The organism is Vibrio sp. B183 (assembly GCF_000740665.1).
Classification (GTDB): domain Bacteria; phylum Pseudomonadota; class Gammaproteobacteria; order Enterobacterales; family Vibrionaceae; genus Vibrio; species Vibrio coralliilyticus.
In genome coordinates this window covers 171,500-183,016 of record NZ_JPQB01000005.1, presented here as the reverse complement: position 1 = coordinate 183,016, position 11,517 = coordinate 171,500, and the positions used below count along the sequence as shown (strand labels likewise).

General features: G+C 44.1%; 12 protein-coding genes and 1 riboswitch. Of the genes, 8 read left to right on the top strand and 4 right to left on the bottom strand.

The window, feature by feature from the left end:
- Positions 1-64 precede the first annotated feature (64 nt).
- Positions 65-958 carry a cation diffusion facilitator family transporter gene (locus tag IX95_RS06505; RefSeq protein ID WP_038158035.1) on the bottom strand — a complete coding sequence of 298 codons (894 nt, stop codon included), beginning with the start codon at positions 956-958 and terminating at the stop codon, positions 65-67.
- A gap of 229 nt (positions 959-1,187) precedes the next feature.
- A complete protein-coding gene (locus tag IX95_RS06500; protein WP_006960726.1) occupies positions 1,188-2,066 on the bottom strand; it encodes a LysR family transcriptional regulator in 879 nt (292 codons plus the stop codon).
- Positions 2,067-2,216: 150 nt separating this feature from the next.
- Here IX95_RS06500 and IX95_RS06495 point away from each other — a divergent pair, with 150 nt between their 5' ends.
- Positions 2,217-2,795, top strand: a complete 579-nt coding sequence (locus IX95_RS06495; protein ID WP_019276393.1) for a class I SAM-dependent DNA methyltransferase — start codon at positions 2,217-2,219, stop codon at positions 2,793-2,795.
- Positions 2,796-2,848: 53 nt separating this feature from the next.
- Here IX95_RS06495 and IX95_RS06490 read toward each other — a convergent pair whose 3' ends face one another.
- The gene (locus IX95_RS06490; protein WP_038158031.1) at positions 2,849-4,849 is read right to left on the bottom strand and encodes an acetoacetate--CoA ligase; all 2,001 of its coding nucleotides are present in this window, start codon (positions 4,847-4,849) and stop codon (positions 2,849-2,851) included.
- Between the two features lie 226 nt (positions 4,850-5,075).
- Here IX95_RS06490 and phhA point away from each other — a divergent pair, with 226 nt between their 5' ends.
- From phhA to IX95_RS26230, 6 genes are all read left to right on the top strand, one after another.
- Positions 5,076-5,867, top strand: coding sequence for a phenylalanine 4-monooxygenase (gene phhA, locus IX95_RS06485; protein WP_038158030.1), 792 nt, complete (start codon positions 5,076-5,078; stop codon positions 5,865-5,867).
- Positions 5,860-6,192, top strand: a complete 333-nt coding sequence (locus tag IX95_RS06480) for a 4a-hydroxytetrahydrobiopterin dehydratase (RefSeq protein ID WP_006960730.1) — start codon at positions 5,860-5,862, stop codon at positions 6,190-6,192. Before phhA ends, IX95_RS06480 begins: the two co-directional genes overlap by 8 nt.
- Positions 6,193-6,683: 491 nt before the next feature.
- Positions 6,684-7,142 (top strand): cupin domain-containing protein, encoded by a 459-nt coding sequence (locus tag IX95_RS06475; protein WP_038158029.1) that lies wholly within the window; start codon positions 6,684-6,686, stop codon positions 7,140-7,142.
- Positions 7,143-7,271: 129 nt separating this feature from the next.
- A riboswitch (Fluoride riboswitch) is annotated at positions 7,272-7,336 on the top strand.
- 112 nt (positions 7,337-7,448) lie between these two features.
- Positions 7,449-8,141 carry an iron-sulfur cluster assembly scaffold protein gene (locus IX95_RS06470; protein ID WP_038158022.1) on the top strand — a complete coding sequence of 231 codons (693 nt, stop codon included), beginning with the start codon at positions 7,449-7,451 and terminating at the stop codon, positions 8,139-8,141.
- A 15-nt stretch (positions 8,142-8,156) separates the two neighbouring features.
- On the top strand, positions 8,157-9,131 hold the full coding sequence (locus IX95_RS06465; RefSeq protein WP_038158020.1) for a GGGtGRT protein: 975 nt from the start codon (positions 8,157-8,159) through the stop codon (positions 9,129-9,131).
- 570 nt (positions 9,132-9,701) lie between these two features.
- Complete coding sequence (locus tag IX95_RS26230; protein ID WP_152562010.1) at positions 9,702-10,121, top strand: hypothetical protein; 420 nt, start codon at positions 9,702-9,704, stop codon at positions 10,119-10,121.
- A 14-nt stretch (positions 10,122-10,135) separates the two neighbouring features.
- Here IX95_RS26230 and IX95_RS06455 read toward each other — a convergent pair whose 3' ends face one another.
- Positions 10,136-10,708 carry a hypothetical protein gene (locus tag IX95_RS06455; protein WP_235202590.1) on the bottom strand — a complete coding sequence of 191 codons (573 nt, stop codon included), beginning with the start codon at positions 10,706-10,708 and terminating at the stop codon, positions 10,136-10,138.
- A 38-nt stretch (positions 10,709-10,746) separates the two neighbouring features.
- Between IX95_RS06455 and IX95_RS06450 the strand changes: the two genes are divergently transcribed.
- A complete protein-coding gene (locus tag IX95_RS06450; RefSeq protein WP_029236180.1) occupies positions 10,747-11,415 on the top strand; it encodes a hypothetical protein in 669 nt (222 codons plus the stop codon).
- The last annotated feature ends 102 nt before the right edge of the window (positions 11,416-11,517 follow it).

Sequence of the window (11,517 nt, the reverse complement as noted above, 5' to 3'; positions counted from 1 at the left end):
TGTAGGGTTATAAATAAAAACGCCCTCTAAAGAGGGCGTTTAAGGTATATAAACAATAGCTTGATTAGCTGGCAATATTCAAATTAAGCCTTAAATCGAGTGGTAGCTTAGCCAGTTTATTTTTCAAAATACGGCGAGTTCGTTCGAGATCGGCCACAGCCACCTGTTTTTCTGTGGAGTGGACATCTAGGTTAACTCTAAGTTCACGGCCTACCTTAGTAACGGCGGTGAGCTCGATGTGCTGCTTAACTTCTTTATCTAGCGCTAACACTTCTTGATCAACGACATCGCAAATTTCATCACTTGGCGACATCATTAATAACTCTCTAATGGCTTCTTTCAGCATGTCGAAGGGTACTTTTACAAAGTAAAACGACATAAGAATCATCATCATAGGGTCGGCATAGACGGAGTACTCTGCTAGGGGGGATAGAGCGACACCCCATGCGACAATAAAGCCCAATGTGACCGCTACGCTGAGCAGGGTATCCATCTGCCATTGTTTGGCTTCCGCCTCGATCAGGCCGGAGGAAAAGCGCTTTGACTTACGAGCAATGTGCCACCATGCATAGCCACAACCTAATACATTGATCACACCAAACAAAGTTGCGATTGAAGCATCAACCTCACGTCCTCCGTTGAAAACGGCGATAAGTGCAGAGTAGAGTGAGTAACTGACGACTGCGAGGATGACACTGCCTTTAATGGCAATGACCACTGGTTCAAGTACGGCCTTACCAAACGGGAAGTGGCTTCGAGAAGGGCTCTGAATGTATTTAGAAGCGGCGAGCGACAATAAAGTTAGCAGCAGACTGACAGATGAATAAACACCATCAAATACAATAACCAGTGAACCAACAAGCATCCCGAGTACTAATCCACCACCTGCAAAGCCTGAAGCTAAAAGGGCTGAGAAAATCAGTATTCGTTTTTCATTTATGCTTGTCCTGTCACACATAGAGTATTCTCTTCGCTATACATACTCTTATTCTTCTCGCACTGAACGTATTTGACAAACTTGATCTGTGCTAAAAATAGACGGAAATAGACGCGTTACATACCTTGTTCTTTAAATTCAATGAGATAGTGTTAAATTTCGGTGCCATTAAAATTGACACTGACTGTCGTATTGTAAAGCTGGAAGGAGTATAGTGCCACCGTAGCCGTAGAAAACGATGGCGAAACAGTTAGAAATCAAACAAGTATTCGTTAAGCTTATCCGCCAGCCACGACATGCCTGGGTGCTCTGCCATGCCAGCTGCAGTGAACATACAATAGTCTTCCTGTGTTAAGCCGTAAGTATGCTTGATGACGGCAAGTTCTTGTTTACGTAAATGATGGCGGATCAGCGGTTCAGGCAATACGCCCCAAGCGTCTTCTGTGAGAATAGTACTTAGCATGTAATCAAAGCTGGAGAAACCGATATGGCGCAGGGAGAACGGCTGTAGTTCAGGGTTGTCTTTTTCGTTGAGATAGACCATAACCGCTTGCATCGCATTACGTAATTCATCATCCGAAACACGTCGAAGCTGGCTGAGACGATGATCAGCCTTACATACCGACATGAGGCGGATTTTGCCTAAAGGGTGATAACTAATATGTGGGTCATCGATGCGTTCATAATCGACGCCAAAAGCAAAGTCGACTTGTTGAGTGGCAACTAGGTTTGCCAGGTCCCCACTAGACGCAAGCACGATATTAAACGAAGTAGCAGGAAACTTATTATTGAGCCGGTGTGAAAGGTCTTGCCACATGTCATCTGGCAGCGAATCATCGCGAGCTATCCAGACTTCTGCGTTGAATTCACCGGAAACTTGAGCACAGGTCTGACGAATGCGTGAAACAGTGACTAACATATTCTGGCAGTCTTTATAGATGGCTTTACCCGCTTCAGAGAGAGAGACATGGTTGCCTGTTCGGACAAACAGTTCGATATTTAGGTCTTTTTCCAGGGCTTTAATCGACATGCTTAACTTTGTGCGGTTACATTCGAGTTGTCTGGCGGCTTCAGATACTGACCCAGTGTCAGCAATGGTACAGAAGGCTTCAATCTGCGATAGGTTCATCTGGGGTATTCGCGTATTTGGTGCTTATATAAGCTAATGTTATAAGAATACACTACGCTTGTCTGTTTTCTGGCGCCAAAAGCTATGAATTTCATGTAGTTTTGATACTCTTGTTTGACGCCAAATGAATGAGGTAACAGGGAGATCATGATGGCTACTAATTGGGATGATTACGCAGCAGAGTGGGAAAACGAGCCTTCAGCAGTATTGTATGCACAGAAAGCGTTTGACTCTCTACAAGAAATTGTCGGTGTCCAAGGGAAGCGCATTCTCGATTTTGGTTGTGGTACAGGACTACTTAGCCAGAAGCTTTCTCCTTTCGCGAAAGATATCGTAGCATTAGATAGCTCAGAGGCTATGATCGAGCAATTAGATAAGAAAGAGCTCGACAATGTAGAGCCAGTCGTTGATCTTCTGTCACGGGGCTTAGTAGCAATGCACCCCGCATTCCGGAATCAATTTGACTTGGTGGTTGCATCGTCAGTATGTAGCTTTCTGCCCAACTATTCTGATGTCGTTGATATTGTCTATAGCCTGCTCAATAAAGGAAATCACTTTGTACATTGGGACTGGCTATCGGAGAAAGACGAAGAGGGTGGAATGACACCGACCCATGTATTGCAAGTACTCAGCAGTGTTGGGTTTGATGAAGTTGAAGTGACGACACCATTCAGTATCGATTCGCCTCAAGGGAAATTGACCGTATTGATGGCAGTGGCCAAGAAGTAATACTGGTTTAGCAGATTTGGAAAGCCCGAACTTAATCGTTCGGGCTTTTTATTTTAGGAAACCGTTTGTGTTGCATATTGAGCGATTTCGTCAAGAACCTGAGGGTTCGCGATAGCGCCTTTATTCTGTACATCTTTACCATGCAACACTTGTTTTACGGCCAGCTCAACGAGCTTACCAGACTTGGTTTTCGGGACTTCACTGATGGCGTAAACTTCTGCAGGTACATGCCTTGGGGAGCATTGGGTTTTCAGTTGCAGCTTGATGGTTGAAATCAATTCATCACTCAGCGTCTTATCGCTATCGAGTTGAACAAAAAGTACGACTTTTTCATCCCCATCAAGCACACGGCCAACTGCAATGGAATCTTTAATCTCAGAGAGTTGATTTACTTGCTGATAAATCTCTGCAGTTCCGATTCTTACTCCGCCAGGGTTGAGTGTGGCATCGCTCCGCCCATAGAAAACCATGCCGCCGTTGTCGGTCATTTCTACGTCGTCGCCATGATGCCAGGTGTTGTCAAACTTGTCCCAATAGGCGTTGTGATAACGCTCGCCATCATCGTGCCAAAAACCGACTGGTTGATTCGGAAAGCTATTTAAACAGACCAATTCGCCCCGTTGATTAACAACGGATTGTCCTTTCTCGTCAAAAACGCGTACATCCAACCCAAGGCCGGGTGCCTGGCACTCGCCACGATAGACAGGAGAGAGCGGGTTACCAATCACAAAGCAGCCACAGATATCTGTGCCGCCCGAGATAGAAGCCAGATGCAGATCTGCCTTGATGCGGCTGTAGACATAATCAAATTGCTGAGGGTACAGAACTGAACCAGTGGAGCAGAGGGTCTTAAGATTATCCAGATTGTAGTAATGACTCGGATTAAATTCGGCTTTTTGTAGAGCTTCAAGGTATTTGGCTGATGTCCCGAACAAACTGACTTGAGCTTCTTCCGCTAGCTCCCAAAGCACGCTTGGCATTGGATACATCGGACTGCCGTCGAAAATAACCAGTGTTGCACCGCTGGCAAGGGTTGAGACGTGCCAGTTCCACATCATCCAGCCGCAGGTGGTGTAGTAAAACACGCGATCACGTGGTTGGATATCGCAGTGGAGTTGATGTTCTTTTAAATGGTTAAGTGTGGTGCCACCAACCGAGTGTACGATGCACTTCGGCTTGCCTGTTGTTCCTGACGAGTAAAGAACGAACAGCGGATCGTTGAAACCGATTCGCTGATATCGGAGGCCGCGAGGGATGTAACTAGCGAGAATGGATTCCCAGTCTGAAAATTGTTCATTGCCAAATGGGCTCTCTTGACCAATTTGCAGATAATCAATATGGCATGTGTTCTGGATGCTGGATATCGATTGCACAATCTGATTGTTTTTTTCATCCATTTTGAACGTTTTGCCATTGAAACTATAACCGTTACAGCAGAACAAAATCTTAGGCTGAACCTGACCAAAGCGCTCCTTCACGCTCTCAACACCAAAGTCTGGTGACGTCGATGTCCATATCGCACCTAAGCTGGTCGTCGCCAGCATCGCGACTACTGTCTCGGGCATGTGTGGAAGATAGCCAGCGACGACATCGCCTTTTTCGACACCATTTTGTTTTAGCCATTGCTGTAGTATGGAGACTTGATCGCACAGCTGTTGCCAGGTGAGCTTACGGCTCTGGCCTCTCTCGTTTTTGAACCAGATAGCGATACCTTCTGGCTCCTGAAACGCATAAGAGAGCAAGTTTTCAGCGTAATTGAGTTGAGATTGAGGAAACCATATTGTGTCGCGGCTAGATGAAAATTGCCCCCAACGTGCGACACCTTCGCCGTGAATGCAGTCGCCTTTAAAGCCGATAACATCACAAAATTGCCAGATTTCCAGCCAGAAATGCTTTTTGTTTTCTACAGACCATTGATGCAAATCGCTGTAGCTCTCAATGGCCTCACCCTGCATGTTGATATGCTGAATAAACTGGTACAGATTAGATGACGCCATTCTTTCTTCGCTGGGATCCCAAAGAGGGGACAGCTCAACTGACTCTTGAGTGGACATGACTTCCTCGTCTTACACACTTTTCCTTAACTATGGCTAAGTTTTGTTGCAAATACAGCCAAAGTCAAACAATCAGAGAATAAACATATCGCTGATAAATAAGCAAAAAACAGTCAAATGTAAAAAATATGTTACAGATGTTTGGCCGAGGATGTCTGTAGGTGAATTGTCACCAATTTCGTGAGGCGATAGGCTTAATGTAAAGGAGTTGTTAAAAGGAAAAGTGATGACTCAATACGTATCTAAACCCATTAATAAACAAGGATTTGTCGACTGGAGTAGCGAGGAAGATCAGATCTGGCACGATTTGGTTTCTCGTCAGTTAGACTTAGTGAATGAACGTGCCTGTAAGGAATATTTGCGCGGTTTGGAGTTGCTTGATTTACCAATAGATCGAGTTCCACAACTGCCTGAAATCAATAAAGTTTTGTTAAATGAAACGGGCTGGCAAGTTGAGCCTGTCCCAGCGTTAATCAATTTTGACCGTTTCTTTGCCCTATTAGCGGATAAAAAATTCCCGGTAGCGACCTTTTTGCGTTCTCGTGAGGAGTTTGATTATCTGCAAGAGCCGGACTTTTTCCACGAAATTTTTGGCCATTGTGCCATGTTAACCAATCCTGAGTTTGCCGAGTTTACTCATACTTATGGTCAGCTCGGACAAAAGGCCAGCAGTAAAGAACGCGTTTATCTCGCAAGACTTTATTGGTTCACGGTTGAGTTTGGCTTGGTTAAAGAAGGCTCTGAAAGCAAAATTTACGGTGGTGGTATCTTGTCTTCTCCTGGCGAAACACTGTATGCATTGGACGATGAACGTCCATTGAGAGAAGGATTCGATATCCTGACGGTGCTACGTACCCCTTATCGCATCGATATAATGCAGCCCGCCTATTTTATTCTCAAAGATATCAAGCAGCTGTACAAACTGAGCAAGACAGACTTAATGTTTCATGTACACCAAGCGATGAAAGAGGGGTTGTTGCCTCCATTGTTTGAACCTAAGGAAATAACACATGCTTAATGAACTACGTTGTGAAGCTTGCAGCAGTGACGCTGTAGCACTAAATAAAGAAGAACAAAGACTCCTGCTTACTGAGCTTAACGACTGGCAGCTTATAGAACGTGATGGTATTCCTCAGTTGGAAAAAGAATACAGGTTTAAAAACTTTAAACTCGCGTGGGCGTTCGCTGACAAAATCGCTGAGTTGGCCGAGGATGAGTTCCACCATCCATCCATTTTATTGGAGTGGGGGAAAGTGACCGTAACGTGGTGGAGCCATTCTATAAAAGGCTTGCACCGCAATGATTTCATTTGTGCCGCTAAATGTGACAAATTGACGGATTAATTCTGAATAGGCCTGAAGCTCTCCCTCCCTATTGGGGTTTCAGGCCGCTTTTGTTGTAATGAAAATGTGTCATAGATTCTCACTATGGTTATCCTACTCAATAAAGCCTCTCCACACAGAGTAATCTTTGCTCAACTTATAATTAATATTAAGTAAGAGCTGAGTTTATTTTAATAAATTACATCGTCAATGTTGGTTCATAATACTGTCATATTTGCTTTTGATGCCAATTCTAACTATCCATTTGGCTAGTTTTTGTATGATTGTGCTGATTTTTGTTTTATTTTTGGAGACCTTATTTTGTTAATGTTTGTAATTTAAAGTTCTGATTTAAAATGTAAAAGTAAATTTTTGAATTTAACGAATATTTGTTTGACAGGTTTTTGTTCTGAAATATATTCTGTCGCCGTTGCGAATAAATGGTATTTAATACGGCTGGTCGCAATCAATAGAATGCTAAATAACAAACAACTAATTCTCAGGATGAAATGATGAAAAAACTACTTGTAGCAGCGTGTCTTGTAGCCACTTTTTCTGGTCAGGCTTTGGCGAGCGAAGAGCCAAGCCTAAGTGATAAACTAGCGCCTAAAGTTGAACAGCTAGCAAAATCTACGTTGAGTTGGGAGGGCACGGAACTGCCAGCGTATGGCAAGGGAACACCTGAAATTACTGTCCTGAAGATTACTATCCCAGCTAAAGCACAGCTTCCATTGCATGAGCACCCAGCAATCAACGCTGGTGTTTTAACCAAAGGCCAATTGACGGTTATTACTCAAGACAAGGTTGCCGGCAAGAAAGTACTGAAAATGAAAGCGGGTGATTCACTTATTGAAGTCGTGAATACCTGTCACTACGGCCGCAACGAGGGTGATGAGCCAGCTGAAATCATCGTATTTTATGCAGGTACTAAAGATCAGGTTGTGACCACGCCTAGTAAGCGATGTGTGTGATAAGTAAGGCTGCTTTTAAAGCAGCCTTTCTTTTTGTGTTAATTCTCGGGAAAATCTAAGGCGGCCTTTTTTAATATATAATTGTTCTAAGCGAGCGCTTGTCATCAAATGTGATAGAGATCTATTCTAATTACGCAAGGTGATGGGGTTCCACCTACTTAACCGCCACTCTGGCTGATGACTCCTACAGAATACGAAAACAAGTGATTCGTCGATAGACAGTCTGCTTATACGCAGGTCGTCGGTTCTGTAGCAGTTAAATACACAGCCAAATCTCGCTTGTTTTCCGAAATAAAGGAAAACGCCATGCAATACTCTTCTGAAATTCAATCCATGTGCCCGATTCAACGCGGGGAATTACATCCATCAGCTCCTATTCCCGTGGAAGGCAAGATGATTCGTCCGAAAGAAGTCATCGCTATCTCAGGCCTGAGTCATGGGGTTGGTACTTGCGCCCCGCAACAAGGGGCCGCAAAGCTAACGCTCAATGTGAAGCAAGGGATTATTGAAGAAGCGTTAATCGAAACTATTGGCTGCTCAGGCATGACGCATTCTGTTTCTATGGCAGCGGAAATTCTCACAGGCAAAACCATTCTGGAAGCACTGAATACTGACTTGGTGTGCGATGCCATTAACGTTGCAATGCGAGAAATTTTTCTTCAGTTTGTCTATGGACGGACACAGTCGGCTTTGTCTGAAGGCGGATTAGAAGTCGGGGCGGCACTTGAAGACTTAGGCAAATCACAGCGGAGCCAAGTAGGTACTAGTTACTCAACGATTGCTAAGGGGGTTCGCTATATGGAACTGGCTGAGGGTTATGTTACTAAACTTGCCCTAGATGAAGGAAATGAGGTTATTGGGTACCAGTATCTGAACTTGGGCAAGATGATGGCAGACATTGATCAGGGAGTGGATGCGCAAGAAGCCATGATAATGGCGACGGGCAGTTATGGCCGATTTGAAGAGGCCTGTAAAGTCATCAACCCACGTACCGCTTAATAGGAGCTTGCCGTTATGAATGTTTCAATGACTCAATTACTTCAAGAGATGAACTTATCTTCCATCGAGCAAGCTCACGACTACTGCATGAGTTTTGGTATTGACCCTAAAAAAATCGTATTGGAGACTCAGCCCATAGCCTTCGATAATGCTTGTGACGCTTATACGTTGGGTTCCGCACTCGCTATTAGTCGAAAAGCTCAGACAGCGGTAGACGCAGCAAATATCATAGGAGAGGGTTTGCAGGCATATTGCAAACCAGGCAGTGTTGCGGCGCAGCGAGAAGTTGGGCTTGGGCATGGAGCGTTAGCTGCTCGCTTGCTCAGTGAAGAAACCCAGTGCTTTGCATTTTTGGCAGGGCATGAATCATTTGCCGCTGCAGAAGGGGCGATTAAAATTGCGCTCAATGCCAATAAATCTCGACAAACACCGCTGAAAGTTATCCTGAATGGCCTAGGTAAAGATGCAGCTTATCTTATTTCTCGTATCAACGGTTTTACCTATGTTCGAACAGAGTTTGATTACCAAACCAATCAACTGATCGAAGTTGAGCGTAAGCGTTTTTCTGAAGGCGCACGAGGCGATATCTTGTGCTACGGTGCCGACGAGGTACGTGAAGGTGTTGCCATCATGCATCGAGAATCGGTAGATGTCAGTATCACCGGCAATTCAACCAACCCGACACGCTTCCAGCATCCCGTCGCTGGTATCTATAAATCGGAATGCAATGCACTGGGTCGCCACTACTTTTCAGTCGCCTCGGGTGGTGGTACAGGTCGAACTCTTCACCCAGACAACGTTGCAGCAGGTCCTGCTTCGTATGGTATGACGGATACAATGGGAAGAATGCACGCAGATGCCCAGTTTGCTGGTAGTTCCTCCGTGCCTGCTCACGTTGCGATGATGGGTTTTATCGGAATGGGCAACAACCCTATGGTGGGAGCAACCGTTGCATTAGCTGTGGCAGTGGAACACCAACTTCATCGGTAGGTTGAGATCATGGTTGATCTGTTCTGAGGCTTTAGTGTTGATGCTGAGCTTACTTGTGTATATCCCAAGAGGCGTTTAACTATGATGAATGTTCGTATTGGTTACGCCAGTCCGTGAGTTGTTCATAGGGCATAGGTTTAGCAAATAGAAAACCTTGTTGTTGATGTACATTTCTCGAAAGTAAATACGCCGATTGCTCAGCAGTTTCTACTCCTTCCGCAAACTGGTGAGGTGATGTTTGTTGAACGGTGTCTAAGTCTTTGACGCGTTTGATACCTGAAAAAAAATTGTGGTGAAAGGATTGAAGTCGGCAGTGGTGGTTAACCGGTAATCAGAAAACAGGTGTGATTTTCCTTAAAAGTGGTGTTCAGAAAACTTCATAATGTTAAGGAGTTATCATTGTTACTTTAAGTAAGGTATTGATATTAAATTGAATTGTTTCTTATTGGCTTATTGTTGAGGTTTAATGTTAATTAATCATTTGTAATCTGGTTGAAGTTTGTGGAATCTCGTCGCCCTTGTCACGTTTAAAGTGACAGCTTAATTGATAGGAAATAGGGGCGATGAGCGTTGGATGTATTAATCATCAGTGAATATCCGCTGATATGTACAACAATACGAAATACGATAGTATCGATTTGCGAAGATCCAAAGATTCTGGCGTGCTCCCACCCTCAAGCCTCTAAACTTTATAGACGCCATCAAGTAAAACATTTTTGGAGCCAAGGCGCGCCAGACTTAATCTTGTTGGATACTGATAGCAAACTTAGTTCAGAACGTGATATCGAAGTACTTTGTTCTCAACTTTATACGGGTTCTTTGTTCGAAAAGGGTGGCCGACTGGTACTGCTGGGTAACGACAGAAAACTAGGAGAGGTTTTTGGTTTAGAGTGTTTGGATAAGCCTTTCTCTATCAATCAGCTTAGGGAATTTGTGAAGCCTCAACTTAAATATGTCCGTGAAGCTGACTTGCGTAAATTGGCGAGCTGATCACCCAACGTATTTCATGGTTTGAGTGCTTTGATAGCCTCGATTTCTCTTTGATAAGTTTTGATCATCACACCGAGTTTCTTTTGGAGGCTTTCGGTCTCTTTTTTCATAGTAAGATTTACGTTCATATAGTGCTGACTGGAGGAGCTGTTTATCTTGAGTTCAGCTTGGTTGCAGTGTGTGTAAATGTTTTTCCATTTGTCGTAAGCTCGATCTATGATTGAAGACTGTTGGTGAATGGCAACACTCTCTTCTTGAAGGCGCGCTACAGCGATGGTGGCAGCCTTTGACTGGCTCAGGATTCTCTTTTGGTGTAGCTCGTTTTTGGAGTCCCACAAAGCAGACAGCTCCTCTGTGCTAAATTCTTGATACAGAAATGCTTGTTGTTTATGGAAAGCTAGGAATTGATTGAATTTGCTGGCTTTTTTGTTGTACCAGGACTCTACTTGCTTTTGAAAGTTGAGGGCTTGATTCCACGTATCTTCACGACAATGCTCACTTACACCTTTAATTGGTAAAGTGATCAGCATAAATGCCGCTACAGTGAGATATAGCCCGTGCCATTTCATATTAGCTATATTGTTCATGACAGATGGCTTAAGTATAGATAAGACACTAACACGATATGAAAAAGATACTCATGGTTGTTCTTCTGCTGCTCGGCATTGCGTGTGCGGGTGGTGGTTATTACATCTTCTACTTAAAGCCGCAACAAGATGCGGCCGCAGCGGCTGCGCTGATGGAAGAAAACAAAGAGCCACCGCCAGAACCAGTAAAAGAAGAAGTGCCTCCACCACCGAAACCCGAAGTGACAGACTTTTACGTTAGCCCTCCTAAACTCGGGATTAGAGAATATCCTAGGTATGACGCTTTCGTCGAAAGTGTGGCCTATCGCGGAGATAAACTGCATATTCTTGAGAAAAAAGACGGCTGGGGAAGAATTTCTCCTTACTATGTCTACGAAGAGGGTGGTGAAGAAGTGGCGGAATGGGTGCCAATGGAAGCTCTGCTGGAAGTGGCACCAACCATTACTAAAGAGGAGCGGGTTGAAACCGTCAGCAGCTACATAGAAAAATCAGACGACTTCAAACAGCACTTTGAAATGTTTGTGAAAAAGACAGATCAATTGCTCAAAGAAAAAACGTGTGAACCAGAGGACTTTGAAGAAACCAGTGGTTGGGTTCGTTCTTTGACGTTTGAGCAAAGAGATGTCTACTTTGTATACTGCGGTGGGCTAAAGCAGGCAAACAAGATTTATCTGGACGCACAAACCGGAGAGATATTCTATCGCTAGCAACAGATAACTCAGGTGTTTTACTGATTTTAATCAGTTTGGTTTAGCGGTTAAATGTGCAATATTAGGTTTTAGAACATTTTAGTTGTTTATAGGCAGACT

Excerpts from the sequence above, each read along its gene's own strand:
- IX95_RS06505 (WP_038158035.1), bottom strand. The coding sequence starts at position 958 with ATGTGTGACAGGACAAGCATAAATGAAAAACGAATACTGATTTTCTCA.
- IX95_RS06500 (WP_006960726.1), bottom strand. The coding sequence starts at position 2,066 with ATGAACCTATCGCAGATTGAAGCCTTCTGTACCATTGCTGACACTGGG.
- IX95_RS06495 (WP_019276393.1), top strand. The coding sequence starts at position 2,217 with ATGGCTACTAATTGGGATGATTACGCAGCAGAGTGGGAAAACGAGCCT.
- IX95_RS06490 (WP_038158031.1), bottom strand. The coding sequence starts at position 4,849 with ATGTCCACTCAAGAGTCAGTTGAGCTGTCCCCTCTTTGGGATCCCAGC.
- phhA (WP_038158030.1), top strand. The coding sequence starts at position 5,076 with ATGACTCAATACGTATCTAAACCCATTAATAAACAAGGATTTGTCGAC.
- IX95_RS06480 (WP_006960730.1), top strand. The coding sequence starts at position 5,860 with ATGCTTAATGAACTACGTTGTGAAGCTTGCAGCAGTGACGCTGTAGCA.
- IX95_RS06475 (WP_038158029.1), top strand. The coding sequence starts at position 6,684 with ATGAAAAAACTACTTGTAGCAGCGTGTCTTGTAGCCACTTTTTCTGGT.
- IX95_RS06470 (WP_038158022.1), top strand. The coding sequence starts at position 7,449 with ATGCAATACTCTTCTGAAATTCAATCCATGTGCCCGATTCAACGCGGG.
- IX95_RS06465 (WP_038158020.1), top strand. The coding sequence starts at position 8,157 with ATGAATGTTTCAATGACTCAATTACTTCAAGAGATGAACTTATCTTCC.
- IX95_RS06455 (WP_235202590.1), bottom strand. The coding sequence starts at position 10,708 with ATGAACAATATAGCTAATATGAAATGGCACGGGCTATATCTCACTGTA.
- IX95_RS06450 (WP_029236180.1), top strand. The coding sequence starts at position 10,747 with ATGAAAAAGATACTCATGGTTGTTCTTCTGCTGCTCGGCATTGCGTGT.